Source organism: Pseudomonas sp. efr-133-TYG-23, from assembly GCF_030209215.1.
GTDB lineage: Bacteria > Pseudomonadota > Gammaproteobacteria > Pseudomonadales > Pseudomonadaceae > Aquipseudomonas > Aquipseudomonas rhodesiae.
Genome location: NZ_JARVSL010000018.1, coordinates 56,216 through 70,141, shown reverse-complemented (window position 1 = coordinate 70,141; position 13,926 = coordinate 56,216). Strand labels below are relative to the sequence as shown.

The following is a 13,926-nucleotide window of genomic DNA, read 5'->3' as shown; positions in this document are numbered from 1 at the left end:
TGTCTGTGGCACAGCTATCGGGGGCAAGCCCCCTCCCACCTTTTGATAGCAATGCAGCCAAATGTGGGAAGGGGCATGCCCCCGATGAGGCCTTTAGCCGCACTGCCAATCAGCCCGCCAGCCACCAGACCCCCCCCCACCGTTTGATAGCGCTGCAGCCAAATGTGGGAGGGGGCTTGCCCCCGATGAGGCCTTCAGCCGCACTGCCAATCAGCCCGCCAGCAACCAGGCCTCTCATACCTTTTGATAGCAATGCAGCCAAATGTGGGAGGGGGCTTGCCCCCGATGAGGCCTTCAGCCGCGCTGTAAATCAGCCCGCCAGCAACCAGACCCCAGTCGCCGCCGAAGCCGCACCGGCCACTCGCACCAATGGCGCCGCTGCCGCCGGCAGGAAGCGCACGAGTGCATAACCGGCTGCGTGCAGTGCTGCCGTCGCGCCGATAAAACCGGCGGCGTATGCCCAAGGGCTGGACATCTCCGGCAGTTCCAGGCCATGGGCCACACCGTGAAACAGCGCAAACAACGCCGTGGCGCCCATCGCCATCAACAGCGGCGGCCGCACCGCCAGCGCCACGGCCAGGCCCAGGGCCAGCACCGAGGCAGCAATCCCGTTTTCCAGCGCCGGCAGCGCCAGGCCTTCGAAACCCAGCAAGCCGCCGATCAGCATCGTGCCCACAAACGTGCACGGCAGCGCCCAGCGCGCGGCGCCTTTTTGCTGGGCGGCCCACAAGCCCACCGCCAGCATGGCCAGCAAATGATCGAGGCCGCCCAAGGGGTGGCTGATACCGGCCACCAGGCCGTTATCGCCGTGGCCGGGGTGGGCGAAGGCCAGCGCCGGAGCGAGAAGCAGGGCAGCGGTGGCAAAGAGTTTGTTGAGGCTCATAACTAGCTTCCTTGAAGAGAGATCAGGCGGCGGTCAGCAGACCCTGGCGTTCGATAAAGGCCACGATATCGTCCAGGCCGACCCCGGTTTTTTGGTTGCTGAACACAAAGGGTTTACCGTTGCGCATGCGCTGGGTGTCGCTGTTCATCAGTTCCAGCGAGGCGCCGACCAAGGGGGCGAGGTCGATCTTGTTGATCACCAATAGGTCGGATTTGCAGATGCCCGGGCCGCCTTTGCGCGGCAGCTTGTCGCCGGCGGACACATCGATCACGTAGATGGTCAGGTCCGACAGTTCCGGGCTGAAGGTCGCCGACAAGTTATCCCCACCGGATTCCACCAGGATCAGGTCCAGGCCGGGGAAGCGGCGGTTGAGTTGATCCACCGCTTCGAGGTTGATGGAGGCGTCTTCACGAATCGCCGTGTGCGGGCAGCCGCCGGTTTCCACGCCGATGATGCGCTCGGGCGCCAAAGCCTGGTTGCGCACCAGAAAATCGGCGTCTTCGCGGGTGTAGATGTCGTTGGTGACCACCGCCAGGTTGTAGCGATCGCGCAGGGCGAGGCATAGGGCCAGGGTCAGGGCGGTCTTGCCGGAGCCTACCGGGCCGCCAATGCCGACGCGCAAGGGTTGTGTGTGCATGTGCTTCTCCGAAGTAAAGGGCGCCAAAATTAAAAGAACCTATGAACGAAACAGGCGGCTGTACTGGCGCTCGTGGGCCATGCACGCCAGGGACAGGCCAAACGCGGCGCTGCCGCAGTGGTCGGGGTCGATGCGACTGGCGTCCTGCTGGGCTTGTTGCAACAGCGGCAGCAGTTCGCTGGTCAGGCGCTGGGCAGCTTGCTGGCCCAGGGGCAGGGTTTTCATCAGCACGGCCAATTGGTTTTCCAGCCAGCTCCACAGCCACGCGGCGAGGGCGTCTTCGGCGCTGATGCTCCAGGCGCGCGCGGCCAACGCCCAGCCAAGGGCCAGGTGTGGTTCGCTGAGGTGGTCGAGAAAGTGACGTGCGGCGGCGTCCAGTTCGGGCAATCCGTTGAGCAGTTGTTGCAGGGAATAGCCCATCTGCCGACTTTCTTGATACAGCTCGCGAGTCTCACGGCTGGCGCGGTGTTCTTCGCACAATTGCGTCAGCCGCGGCCAATCCTGAGCGGCGGCCGCCCGGCAGTGGGCGAGCAGCAAAGGCGCTTCGAAGCGCGCCAGGTTGAGCAGCAACTGGTCGCCGATCCAACGCCTGGCGCTGGCCGCATCGCAGACGCGGCCGTTCTCCACGGCCATCTCCAGGCCCTGGGAATAGCTGTAGCCGCCAATCGGCAATTGCGGACTGGCCAGACGCAGCAACGCCCAAGCTGGGTTCATAGACGCACGCCGAACTGATGCAGCTTGGGCGGGTAGTTGAAATCTTCATCGCCATGGCGCGAGTGGTGATGGCCGCCGCCGTAGGCACCGTGCTCCGGTTGAAAGGGCGCCTCGATGGTTTCGGCGTGGGCGCCCAGTTGTTCGAGCATGGCCTTGAGCACGTAGTCATCGAGCAGGCGCAACCAACCATCCCCGACCTGCAGCGCCACATGGCGGTTGCCCAGGTGATAGGCGGCGCGGGTCAGCTCATAAGCGCTGCTGCAGGTGACGTGCAGCAGCTGTTCAGGGCGTGCAGTGACGCGTACGACACGTCCGTCTTCCGCCTGTAGGCATTCGCCATCGTGCAGCGGCGGCTGGCCACGCTCCAGAAACAGGCCGACGTCTTCACCATCGGCACTGAAACAGCGCAGGCGGCTTTTGCTGCGCGCTTCGAAATTCAGCTGCAACTCAGCGGCCCAGAGGGCTTGGGGGGCAATTCGGCGATGGATCACCAGCATCAGAAAGCTTCCAGCTAGGGGCAATGAACCAGCTAGAGCAAGGGCCTTGCCAACCCCGCAAAAGCGTAGGAATTACCTGTAGGTGGGGAGGCGGCTGCCACCGAATGGGGCAGTGCTGTGCGCAGGGAGCGCCTCAATATGGTGCGTCTGCCGGTGGCTTGCCCCGGACATGGGCGCTTTGGGATTTTTCCTACGACATCTCGGGATTCGGCGCTCAGCGCGCTACACGGCCGGTGATTAGGCTTTGCGCCGTGTTTAATCCGCTGCGATGTTCATCATGTTTAAGTCATTTTTATGTTCGTTTTTTATCGGCTTGTCGTTTGTTGTGTCGTCGGCTTCAGCCAACTATCAACCGCGTTCGACCCTCGGCGCGTCACTGCAAAGCCTGCCGTCTGCCTCGATTACCAATGTGATCGACCGGGCCCATGAATTGTTGGGCACACCTTATAAGTGGGGCGGCATGTCGGTAGAGCAAGGCTTCGATTGCAGCAGCTTGCTGGTCTACCTGTTCAAGACCCAAGCCAATATCCAGATCCCACGCACCACGGCGGCGATGCACCGTTCAACGGCCGCCACCATCCAGCGCAACGCCCTCAAACCCGGCGATGCGGTGTTTTTCAAGGGCAATGGTCGCGGGCAAGTCAGTCACGTAGGGCTTTACATTGGCGAGGGCAAATTCATTCACTCGCCCCGTACCGGCAAGAACGTACGCATCGACTCGTTGAGCAACAGTTATTGGAACAAGCACTACACCACCGCCAAGCGTTTCCACGCGGCGGGTTGATTGGTCTACTCGGTGCTGCCCAGCCCTTGCCAGTGCTTGAGGCCGATAAAGATAAAGCGCAGCTGTTGAGTGATCTTCGCCTGGGGCGTGAGGTGGGCCGGCAGAGCCTGGGCCGGAGGGTCGATGATATCGGGCAGGGTGGCGAACACGCTCTTGACGATCAGGTCGGCCATCACATGCAAGCCTTCGGCATTCAGGTGTTGCAGCTTTGGCATCAGCGTCAGGTCGGCCGCCAGGTCGCGGGTAATGTCTTCGCGCAGTGCGGCGATGGCCTGACGCACGGCGAGGCAGCCGCCATATTGCTCGCGGGCCAGAAACAGGAATTGCGAGCGATTGGCCGACACCACATCGAGAAAGATGCGTACGGAGGCATCAATGATGCCGCCCATGACGAATTCGTTATGGCGCACCAGGCGAATGGTGGCGCGGAAGGTCTGGCCGACTTCGCTGACCAGCACCAGGCCCAGTTGATCCATATCGGCAAAGTGTCGATAGAAGCCGGTGGGGACAATGCCGGCCGTTTTGGCCACTTCGCGCAGGCTCAAGCTGCCAAACCCACGGCCGCACTCCATCAGATGACGAGCAGCGTCCATCAGGGCAAGGCGGGTCTGTTGCTTTTGTTCGGCACGGGGCAGCATGGGCGGGCGGGCTTTGTGGACAAGTACAGCGACGCACTCTAGCAAAACCGCTTGATCGGCGTCGAACTTGGCGGGGTCAGTGGCGAGACAGGTTCTGCAGAAAGTCAAAAGCCCGATCGGCGGATCGGGCTTTTTTCTGGGCCACCACAGGCTCAGCTCTGTGCTTGATGCATTTCTTCCAGGCGGTCGGCACCACCTTCGGCAACGGCATTGCGTTTCAGCAGACGATCAGCACCACCTTCGGCAACACCGTCAGTGTAGGTGCGTTTGTTGGCACGGTCGGAACCACCTTCGGCCACTGCGTTGCGCTCCATCAAACGATCCGCGCCGCCTTCGACCAAACCTTTTTCTTGCAGGCGATTAAAGCCGTTTTCAGCAACAGCGCCTTTGGCGTAGTCGCGGTTCTCTTCTTCTTGCGAACCGCTGCGTGCCAGGGTTTGGCTGGTCTGCACGGCTTGGGCTTTATTTTGTGGGATCGCTTGTTCGGCAGCTGGCAGGGCGAAAGCGCTCGAAGCCAGGACAGATAACAGGGCGGTAGCGAGTATTTGGCGTTTCATGATCAGTTGCTCCTTGGGAGGGCGATAAAGTGGGTACGTGGCTAATGCTACTCTCGATAAGTCGATATAAAAGTTCATAAACACAATGGTAATAATCAACAGAATTGATTGTTCCCGCCGAAGGCTCTAGATCGCGCCTCTCAAGCACGCGGTTTTGCACCGTGGTGGGTATTTTCGACACGTTGGCGGGTAACATTGGTGCGCCATCGATGGTAGAAACTGTCGGTCCGGTCAGGAAAACCAATTTTTTGCGCGACTTCTCGCCCTTAAAACGCGATCGGGTTAAACCCGTGGGCGGTTTGCCAGTCGTAGTCTTGTAAGCTGTTCTAAAGGCTGTGACCCAGCCGGTCGTATTCAGGAGTTCTGTGCAATGACGCGCACTCGTAAAGTCGTGGTTTGGAGCTGCGCCAGCTTCGTCGTGTTAATCGCTGCGGTAGTGCTGTTTCTAGTGTTTTTTGATTGGAACCGCATCAAACCGCCCCTCAATGCCAAAGTGTCCGAAGAGCTGCATCGCCCGTTTGCCATCAATGGCAACCTTGCCGTGAAGTGGCAGCGCGAGCCCGACGAAGGCGGCTGGCGCGCCTGGGTGCCGTGGCCCCATGTGATTGCCGAAGACCTGACCCTGGGCAACCCCGACTGGTCGAAAAAGCCGCAGATGGTCACCCTCAAAAAAGTGGAGCTGCGCATTTCGCCCCTGGCATTGTTGGCGCAACGGGTGGTTATCCCACGTATCGACCTCACTGAGCCGAGCGCCGAATTGCAGCGCCTGGCCGATGGCCGCGCCAACTGGACCTTCACGTTCGACCCTAAAGACCCCGACGCCGAGCCCTCCAATTGGGTGGTGGACATTGGCACCATCGGGTTCGACAAAGGCCATGTGACGCTCGACGATCAAACCCTCAAAACCCAGCTCGACGTGATCATCGACCTGTTGGGCAAACCCATTCCCTTCGGCGAAATCGTCGGCGATGCCGATGCCAAAAAAGCCTTGGAAAAAGGCTCGGCTCCTCAGGACTACGTGTTCGCCCTCAAGGTCAAAGGCCAGTACCACGGCCAGAAGCTCGACGGTGCCGGCAAAATCGGCGGGCTGTTGGCTCTGCAGGACGCAAACAAACCGTTTCCGCTGCAAGCTCAGGTCAAGATCGCCGACACCAGCATCGCTCTGGCCGGCATGCTGACCGACCCTCTTAACCTTGGCGCCCTCGACCTGCGCCTCAAGCTCGCCGGCACCAGCTTGAGCAACCTGTACCCGCTGACCGGCGTGACCTTGCCCGATTCACCGGCGTACGCCACCGACGGTCACCTGATCGCCAAGCTGCACGACGCCAGTGGTGCGTCGTTTCGCTACGAGAACTTCAACGGCAAGATCGGCAACAGTGATATCCACGGCGACCTGGCCTATGTCGCCAGCCAGCCAAGGCCCAAACTCAGCGGTACGCTGGTGTCCAACCAGTTGCTGATGACCGACCTCGCGCCCCTGATCGGCGCCGATTCCAATGCCAAGCAAAAGGCCCGTGGCGGCGACAGCAAGCAGCCGGCGACTAAGGTGCTGCCGGTGGAAGAGTTCCGCACCGAGCGCTGGCGCGACATGGACGCCGATGTGGAATTCACCGGTAAGCGCATCGTGCACAGCGCCGACTTGCCTTTCACCGACCTCTACACGCACCTGGTGCTCAACGATGGCGAACTGAGCCTGGAACCCCTGCGTTTCGGCGTGGCCGGCGGCAAGCTCGATGCGCAGATTCGCCTGAATGGCCGCACCACGCCCATGGAAGGTCGCGCCCGGCTCACCGCGCGCAACTTCAAGCTCAAGCAACTGTTCCCCAGCTTCGAACCGATGAAAACCAGTTTCGGCGAACTCAACGGCGATGCGGATATTTCCGGGCGCGGCAACTCCGTCGCGGCGCTGCTGGGCACCTCTAACGGTGATCTGAAGATGCTGATCAACGACGGCGCCATCAGCCGTGGCCTGATGGAAATCGCCGGCCTCAACGTGGGCAATTACGTAGTGGGGCGCCTGTTCGGCGACAAGGAAGTAAAGATCAACTGCGCGGCGGCGGACTTCGGCGTCAAGAGCGGCTTGGCCACCACGCGGCTGTTCGTGTTCGACACCGAGAACGCGATCATCTATGTCGACGGCACGGCCAACATGGCCACGGAGCAGTTGGACCTGACCATCACCCCTGAGTCCAAAGGCTTTCGCCTGTTCTCCCTGCGCTCGCCGCTGTACGTCAACGGCCCATTTATCAAGCCCAACGCGGGCGTCAAAGCCATTCCCCTGGCCCTGCGCGGTGCAGGCATGGTGGCACTCGGTGTGATCGCCGGCCCGGCCGCCGGCCTGCTCGCCCTAGTGGCCCCGAGCGGTGACGCGCCGAACCAGTGTGCGCCGTTGTTGCAGCAGATGAAGGAAGGCAAGGCGCCGAAGACGGTGAAGGGTTGACGTGACGCACGTTGAATAAGTGGGAGCAGGCAGGCCCTCTGCCACACAAACAAAAGGGGAGCTGACTGATCAGCTCCCCTTTTGTTTGTGTGGCGTTTTACAGGCTTTCGAGAATATCCGCCATATCGTCCGCGTGCTCTTCTTCCTGGGCCAGGATGTCTTCGAAGATGCGGCGGGTGGTCGGGTCTTTGTCGCCGATGTATTGGATGATCTCGCGGTAGCTGTCTACGGCGATGCGCTCGGCGACCAGGTCTTCGTAGACCATTTCTTTCAGGGTGTTGCCCGCCACGTATTGCGCGTGGGAGTTCTTCGACAGCAGGTCGGGGTTGAACTCAGGTTCACCGCCCAATTGCACGATGCGCTCGGCGAGTTTGTCGGCGTGTTCGGCTTCCTGGGTGGCGTGTTCGAGGAATTCCTGCGCGGCGACGGCGGCTTTGATGCCGCTGGCCATGAAGTAGTGGCGCTTGTAGCGCAGCACGCACACCAGTTCAGTGGCGAGGGAGGCGTTGAGCAGGCGAATGATTTCTTCGCGGTCAGCGTCATAGCCCTCGGTCACGGCACCGTTTTCGACGTTCTGGCGGGCGCGGCTGCGCAGGGTGGCAACGTCGGTCAAGTTTGCTTCAGTCATCTCAATCTCCTGGGGCTAATCCGGGTTACGCCACGCTCTGTCGGCGTGATCGCTCCAAGTTGTGAGTGCTGGGCGAGGCAAAAAGTTTTATCGGATTTGCCGCCGGCGTCATCAGCCGGACTTGCAGTTGGGCTAGGCTGCACGGTATCCAAGTATTTTCGAGGACGTTCGCTTCATGCCGCAGTCGTTAGCCACACGTTATCCGTTGGTACTGGTGCCCGGCATGCTGGGGTTCGTGCGTATTGGGCTGTTCCCCTATTGGTACGGCATCGTCCCGGCCCTGCGCGCGGGTGGGGCGCAAGTCTTCGCGGTGCAGGTGGCGCCGTTGGATTCCAACGAGGTGCGCGGCGAGCAATTGCTGGTGCAGATCGAGCGCATCCGCCGCGAGACCGGCGCAGAGAAGGTCAACCTGATTGGCCATAGCCAGGGCTCGCTCACCGCACGCTATGCGGCGGCCAAACGGCCGGAGTGGGTGGCGTCGGTGACGTCGGTGGCTGGGCCCAATCACGGCTCGGAACTGGCCGACTACTTCCACACCCATTACCCCATCGACAGCGTCAAGGGGCGGCTGGTGAGCGCGTTGTTGCACTTGGTGGCCTGGCTAATGGGCCTGCTGGAAACCGGCTATCGCGGCCCGCGCTTCAAGGCGGACTTGCAGGCGTCGCACCAGTCCCTGACCAGTACCGGCGTGGCGCTGTTCAATCGCCAATACCCCCAGGGGCTGCCCGACACCTGGGGCGGCCAGGGCGCGGCGCAGGTCAACGGCGTGCGTTATTACTCATGGTCCGGCACCTTGCAGCCAGGCAAGACCGACCGCGGGCGCAACCTGTTCGATGGCACCCACCGCAGTTGCCGCCTGTTCGCCCGCAGTTTCGTACGGGAGAAAGGCCAGTGCGATGGCATGGTTGGGCGATACAGTTCGCACCTGGGCGTGGTGATTGGCGACGACTATGCGCTGGACCACTTCGACATCGTCAATCAGTCCCTGGGCCTGGTGGGCAAGGGCGCCGAGCCGATCCGCCTGTTTGTCGAGCACGCACGACGCTTGAAGGCGGCGGGGGTTTAAGCGGATCGACGCACCGGTGTGGTCCAGCGTTCCGACAGAACCACGCCGCCCAGGGTCAGCAACCCACCCACCAAGTGATACAACGCCAGTTCTTCCTTGAGCACCGCCGCCGCAATGAGTGCGGTGATCAACGGCAGCAGGTTGAAAAACAGCGTGGTGCGGCTCGGCCCGAGGGTTTTGACCGAATGCATCCACGCCAGCGGTGCGAGCATCGACGCCAGCACGCAGGCGTACAGCACCAACGGAATATTCGCCCAGCCCAGGCCGGCCTTTGCGGAGAACAGGTACAGCGGCAACAGCACCACCACTGCCACCAGTATCTGCAAATACAACAACACCAACGGCGGCAGGCGCAGCTGCCATTTTTTCAGCAGCGTGCTGTAGACCGCGTAGGCCAGGGTGGCCACCAGCATCATCGCGTCGCCCAGGTTGACCCCATGTTGCAGCAGGGCGCCGAGGCTGCCGGCCGACACCACCACTGCCACCCCGGCAAACGACAGCACCGCACCCGTGAGCGCGCCGAAGGTCAGGCGCTGGCCGAGGCTGATAATGGCGGCGGTCAACGCCATCAACGGCATCAGCGACAGAATGATGCCCATATTGGTGGCGCTGGTCAGCGACGCGGCGTAATACGCCAGGCTCTGGTACACCGCCATGCCTAGTACGCCGAGGATGCAGACCTTGCCCAGATTGGGGCGGATGGTCGGCCAATGAGCGATCACCGGTTTGAGCATGAACGGGGTAAACAGCAGGGCCGCCAGCAGCCAGCGGTAGAAACCGATTTCGGCAGGGAAGATCGAACCCACGGCCAATTTGTTGACCACGGTGTTGCCGGCCCAGATAAAGATGGCCAGCAAGGGATAAGCGTATTGCATGACAGCGCCGCATGGATGAATGAGCGGGGATTATCCTCTCTCAGCGCCGGAAGGTGTAACAAGGTTTGACTACACTCTCCACAGGCCGTGCCCTCCGCATGGTAACCGGGAGAAAACTCCATGAAGATGCTGCGTATTCCGTTGTTGATGATGGGCCTGCTGCTGTGTGCCCAGGGCTTTGCCGCCACTGCCCAGCAGACCAAGATGACCACCTGCAACGCCGAAGCCACCACCAAGACGCTCAAGGGCGATGAGCGCAAGGCGTTTATGAAAACCTGCCTGTCGGCCCCGGCCGCCAACGATGCCAAGACGCTGACGCCGCAGCAGCAGAAAATGAAGGATTGCAACGCGTCGGCGAAAACCAAGGCGCTGACCGGTGATGCGCGCAAGACCTTTATGAGTAGCTGCCTCAAGGGCAGTTGAGTAGGCGACTCCTCTTGGGTGAGGGCGACTCATCGACTTGCCCCGATAACGGTGTATCAGTCAGCTCTTGCGTCCACTGATGCACCGCAATCGGGGGCAAGCCCCTTCCCACGCTTGATCGCACTCGCTTGATTCCCTTAAGGCTGGCAGACTGCCCATCCTTTAACGCCGTTCGTTTTGAGGCTGTATGCCAACGTTTTCTCAGCGTCATATGTTGTTGCTGGCCAGCTACATCATTATTTTTGGCGGATTGCTGCTGGTATTGCCGCTCAAGTTGCTACCCAGCCTGCTGGCCGGTCTGTTGGTCTACGAACTGGTCAACATGCTCACCCCTCAACTGCAACGGCTGATCGAAGGCCGGCGCGCGCGCTGGCTGGCGGTGGCCTTGCTGGGCACCGTGATCGTCAGCGTGCTGACGCTGATCTTTGCCGGCGCTATCAGCTTCCTGCTCCACGAAGCGGAAAACCCTGGCGCTTCCCTCGACAAGTTCATGGGCGTGGTCGACCGTGCGCGCGGCCAACTGCCGCCGTTCCTCGACGCCTACCTGCCTGCCAGCGCCGCCGAGTTCCGCGTGGCCATCGGCGACTGGCTGAGCAAGCACCTGAGCGAACTGCAACTGGTGGGCAAAGACGCGGCGCACATGTTCGTGACGCTGCTGATCGGCATGGTGCTCGGCGCGATCATCGCCCTGCAGCGCATCCCTGACCTGACCAAGCGCAAGCCCCTGGCCGCGGCGTTGTTCGACCGCCTGCACCTGCTGGTCCAGGCGTTTCGCAATATCGTCTTCGCGCAAATCAAAATCGCCGCCCTCAACACCGCCTTCACCGCCGTGTTCCTGGCCGTGGTGCTGCCGCTGTGCGGCATCCACTTGCCGCTGACCAAGACCCTGATTGTGCTGACCTTCCTGCTCGGCCTGTTGCCGGTGATTGGCAACCTGATGTCCAACACCCTGATCACCATCGTCGCGCTGTCGTTGTCGATCTGGGTCGCCGTGGCTGCGTTGGGCTATCTGATCGTGATCCACAAGGTCGAGTACTTCCTCAACGCCCGCATCGTGGGCGGGCAGATCAGTGCCAAGTCGTGGGAATTGTTGTTGGCGATGCTGGTGTTCGAAGCGGCATTCGGTTTGCCGGGGGTGGTGGCGGGGCCGATTTACTATGCGTACCTCAAGAGTGAGTTGAAGCTGGGGGGGATGGTTTAGGCTTTGTGGTGCCTGGGCTGACGCCATCGGGGGCAAGCCCCCTCCTACCTTTGAATGCGTTCACAAAGCAAAATGTGGGAGGGGGCTTGCCCCCGATAAACTCACCTCGGTATCCCAGGTGAAATTCAGCAGCCGTAGCGCTTACTCGCCTCAATCGCCAACCCGCTGCCGATACTGCCGAAAATATTCCCTTCCACATGCCGCGCATTCGGCAACATCGCCGCGATGCTGTGGCGCAGTGCCGGGATGCCGCTGGAGCCGCCGGTGAAGAACACGGTGTCTACCTGCGCCACGCTGACCGAGGCATCGTTGAGCAGTTGAGTCACGCTGCCACGTACACGTTCGAGCAGCCCGTCGATGGCTGACTCGAACAAGCTGCGGCTCAGGTCCACGCTCAAGCCGCGCTCGATGCGGTCGAGCGGCACATGGCGATTGTCGTCGTGGGTCAGCTGGATCTTGGTTTCTTCCACTTCCATCGCCAGCCAGTGCCCGGCGCGCTGTTCGATCAGCTTGAACAGGCGGTCGATGCCGCCGGTGTCTTCGATGTCGTAGCGCATGCTGCCCAGGGCCAACTGGGATTTTTGCGAGTACACCGAGTTGATGGTGTGCCAGGTCGCCAGGTTCATGTGGTGGCTGGTGGGCATGTAGGCGCCGCTTTTCATGCGGCTGCCGTAGCCGAACAGCGGCATCATGCCGGCCAGCGACAGTTGCTTGTCGAAGTCGGTACCGCCGATGTGTACGCCGCCGGTGGCGAGGATGTCATCGTGGCGGTTGTCGTTGTGGCGACGCTCCGGTGACAGGCGCACCAGCGAGAAGTCGGACGTACCGCCGCCGATGTCGACGATCAGCACCAGCTCTTCCTTTTCGATGGTGGATTCGTAGTCGAACGCTGCGGCAATCGGTTCGTACTGGAACGAGATGTCCTTGAAACCGATCTTGCGGGCCACATCTACCAGTGTGTTTTCCGCTTCCTGGTCGGCCAGCGGGTCGTCATCGACAAAGAACACCGGGCGCCCCAGCACCACTTCTTCGAACTCGCGGCCGGCGTTGGCTTCGGCGCGGCTCTTGAGCTGGCCGATAAACAGCGCCAGCAGGTCGGTGAACGGCATCGCCGTGCCCAATACGCTGGTGTCGTGCTTGATCAGCTTGGAACCCAGCAGGCTCTTGAGCGAGCGCATCAGCCGGCCTTCGTAGTTTTCCAGGTATTCGTGCAGGGCCAGGCGACCGTAGACCGGGCGACGCTCCTCGAAGTTGAAGAACACCACCGACGGCAGGGTGATTTTGTCGTCCTCCAGCGCAATAAGCGTCTCCTCGCCGGGGCGGATCCAGCCGACGGTGGAGTTGGACGTGCCGAAGTCGATGCCGCAGGCACGGGCTGGGGATGGGTTTTTCATGTCTATCGGGTTCCGGTCGAAAAACGGCCGCGCAGTGTATGCCAGTCCAGAGCCGATGCGTAGGCCGACTATCTGTTAAATCACGCTTGAAAGTCGCCGATTTGCCCCCACATCTGTTGCATACGGCTAGCGCCGATAACACTTTGACGCACCCCCAGGCCATAAGACTCAACAAGTGCAAAGCATCGCACCTTGTGCCCTGGGCTGTGCGATCCCGATGAGAGGATGGTGAACCGCCGATGGATTTCAAAGACTACTACAAGATTCTGGGTGTCGAGCCGACGGCCGATGACAAGGAAATCAAGACCGCCTATCGCAAGCTGGCTCGCAAATATCACCCCGATGTGAGCAAGGAAAAAGACGCCGAAGCCAAGTTCAAGGACGCGTCCGAAGCCTATGAAGCGCTCAAAAGCGCGGATAAGCGCGCCGAATACGACGAGCTGCGCAAGTATGGCCAGCATGGTCAGCCGTTCCAGGGGCCACCGGGCTGGCAGAGCCGTGGCGGCTTTGGTGGCGGCCAGGACGCGGGCGACTTTTCGGACTTCTTCAGTTCGATCTTCGGCTCCCGTGGCGACGCCTTTGGCGGCGGCCAGCGCCGCTCCGCAGCGCGCAAGGGCCAGGACGTGGAGATGCAACTCTCGGTATTCCTTGAGGAAACGCTGTCCACCGAGTCCAAGCAGATCAGCTTCCAGGTGCCGCAATACGACGCCTCGGGCCGGCATGTCAGCAACACCACCAAGAGCCTGAACGTGAAGATCCCCGCCGGCGTCACCGACGGCGAGCGTATCCGCCTCAAGGGGCAGGGTGCGCCCGGCGTGGCCGGAGGGCCCAATGGCGATCTGTACCTGATCATCAAGTTCGCGCCGCACCCCAAGTTCGAAGTGGACGGCGAAAACCTGATCACCCAGTTGCCGCTGGCACCGTGGGAATTGGCGTTGGGCGCGGAAGTCGCGGTGCCGACCTTGACCGGCAGGATCAACCTCAAGGTGCCGGCCGGCAGCCAGAACGGCCAGCGCATGCGCGTTAAGGGGCACGGTTTGATGAACAAGGCCGGGCAGCGCGGGTTCCTCTACGTGCAGCTCAAGGCAGTGATGCCTAAGCAGGCCGACGACGAAACCATCGCGCTGTGGCAGGCGCTGGCCAAGAAAGCCAACTTCAACCCGCGCGAAAACGTCTAAACCCGCCCCGG

The 13,926-nt window shown here is 61.4% G+C and carries 15 protein-coding genes; 6 read left to right on the top strand and 9 right to left on the bottom strand.

What is annotated here, in order from left to right:
- Positions 1 to 310: 310 nt before the first annotated feature.
- The 4 genes from QRN41_RS11975 to ureE are packed head-to-tail and all read right to left on the bottom strand — an operon-like array spanning position 311 to position 2,731.
- Positions 311 to 883 (bottom strand): HupE/UreJ family protein, encoded by a 573-nt coding sequence (locus QRN41_RS11975; RefSeq protein WP_167416809.1) that lies wholly within the window; start codon positions 881 to 883, stop codon positions 311 to 313.
- Positions 884 to 905: 22 nt separating this feature from the next.
- Entirely contained in the window at positions 906 to 1,520 is a 615-nt protein-coding gene (gene ureG, locus QRN41_RS11970) for an urease accessory protein UreG (protein WP_034095639.1), read from the bottom strand.
- A gap of 39 nt (positions 1,521 to 1,559) precedes the next feature.
- Positions 1,560 to 2,234, bottom strand: coding sequence for an urease accessory protein UreF (locus QRN41_RS11965; RefSeq protein WP_123479538.1), 675 nt, complete (start codon positions 2,232 to 2,234; stop codon positions 1,560 to 1,562).
- A complete protein-coding gene (gene ureE / locus QRN41_RS11960; RefSeq protein WP_167416810.1) occupies positions 2,231 to 2,731 on the bottom strand; it encodes an urease accessory protein UreE in 501 nt (166 codons plus the stop codon). Before ureE ends, QRN41_RS11965 begins: the two co-directional genes overlap by 4 nt.
- A gap of 277 nt (positions 2,732 to 3,008) precedes the next feature.
- Here ureE and QRN41_RS11955 point away from each other — a divergent pair, with 277 nt between their 5' ends.
- Positions 3,009 to 3,515 carry a C40 family peptidase gene (locus tag QRN41_RS11955; RefSeq protein WP_123479640.1) on the top strand — a complete coding sequence of 169 codons (507 nt, stop codon included), beginning with the start codon at positions 3,009 to 3,011 and terminating at the stop codon, positions 3,513 to 3,515.
- Positions 3,516 to 3,520: 5 nt separating this feature from the next.
- On the opposite strand, the gene QRN41_RS11950 is transcribed toward QRN41_RS11955, so the two are convergent.
- Both QRN41_RS11950 and QRN41_RS11945 read right to left on the bottom strand, forming a co-directional pair.
- Positions 3,521 to 4,153: a TetR family transcriptional regulator gene (locus tag QRN41_RS11950; protein ID WP_034095642.1), complete on the bottom strand. Its 633-nt coding sequence runs from the start codon at positions 4,151 to 4,153 to the stop codon at positions 3,521 to 3,523.
- A gap of 152 nt (positions 4,154 to 4,305) precedes the next feature.
- Positions 4,306 to 4,710, bottom strand: a complete 405-nt coding sequence (locus tag QRN41_RS11945) for a hypothetical protein (RefSeq protein ID WP_285421626.1) — start codon at positions 4,708 to 4,710, stop codon at positions 4,306 to 4,308.
- A gap of 370 nt (positions 4,711 to 5,080) precedes the next feature.
- Here QRN41_RS11945 and QRN41_RS11940 point away from each other — a divergent pair, with 370 nt between their 5' ends.
- Positions 5,081 to 7,150, top strand: coding sequence for an AsmA family protein (locus tag QRN41_RS11940; protein ID WP_167416811.1), 2,070 nt, complete (start codon positions 5,081 to 5,083; stop codon positions 7,148 to 7,150).
- Between the two features lie 97 nt (positions 7,151 to 7,247).
- Here QRN41_RS11940 and QRN41_RS11935 read toward each other — a convergent pair whose 3' ends face one another.
- On the bottom strand, positions 7,248 to 7,778 hold the full coding sequence (locus QRN41_RS11935) for a ferritin-like domain-containing protein (RefSeq protein WP_034095645.1): 531 nt from the start codon (positions 7,776 to 7,778) through the stop codon (positions 7,248 to 7,250).
- 175 nt (positions 7,779 to 7,953) lie between these two features.
- On the opposite strand from QRN41_RS11935, the gene QRN41_RS11930 reads away from it, so the two are divergent.
- Positions 7,954 to 8,844: an esterase/lipase family protein gene (locus tag QRN41_RS11930; RefSeq protein WP_167416812.1), complete on the top strand. Its 891-nt coding sequence runs from the start codon at positions 7,954 to 7,956 to the stop codon at positions 8,842 to 8,844.
- Here QRN41_RS11930 and QRN41_RS11925 read toward each other — a convergent pair.
- On the bottom strand, positions 8,841 to 9,719 hold the full coding sequence (locus QRN41_RS11925) for a DMT family transporter (RefSeq protein WP_034111555.1): 879 nt from the start codon (positions 9,717 to 9,719) through the stop codon (positions 8,841 to 8,843). The two genes, QRN41_RS11930 and QRN41_RS11925, sit on opposite strands and share 4 nt — an antisense overlap.
- A 120-nt stretch (positions 9,720 to 9,839) precedes the next feature.
- Between QRN41_RS11925 and QRN41_RS11920 the strand changes: the two genes are divergently transcribed.
- Both QRN41_RS11920 and QRN41_RS11915 read left to right on the top strand, forming a co-directional pair.
- Positions 9,840 to 10,142 (top strand): PsiF family protein, encoded by a 303-nt coding sequence (locus QRN41_RS11920; protein ID WP_034095648.1) that lies wholly within the window; start codon positions 9,840 to 9,842, stop codon positions 10,140 to 10,142.
- A 187-nt stretch (positions 10,143 to 10,329) separates the two neighbouring features.
- On the top strand, positions 10,330 to 11,343 hold the full coding sequence (locus QRN41_RS11915) for an AI-2E family transporter (RefSeq protein ID WP_034095649.1): 1,014 nt from the start codon (positions 10,330 to 10,332) through the stop codon (positions 11,341 to 11,343).
- Between the two features lie 125 nt (positions 11,344 to 11,468).
- On the opposite strand, the gene QRN41_RS11910 is transcribed toward QRN41_RS11915, so the two are convergent.
- Positions 11,469 to 12,737 carry an Hsp70 family protein gene (locus tag QRN41_RS11910; protein WP_034095650.1) on the bottom strand — a complete coding sequence of 423 codons (1,269 nt, stop codon included), beginning with the start codon at positions 12,735 to 12,737 and terminating at the stop codon, positions 11,469 to 11,471.
- Positions 12,738 to 12,976: 239 nt separating this feature from the next.
- Between QRN41_RS11910 and QRN41_RS11905 the strand changes: the two genes are divergently transcribed.
- On the top strand, positions 12,977 to 13,915 hold the full coding sequence (locus QRN41_RS11905; RefSeq protein ID WP_034095651.1) for a DnaJ C-terminal domain-containing protein: 939 nt from the start codon (positions 12,977 to 12,979) through the stop codon (positions 13,913 to 13,915).
- Positions 13,916 to 13,926: the final 11 nt, after the last annotated feature.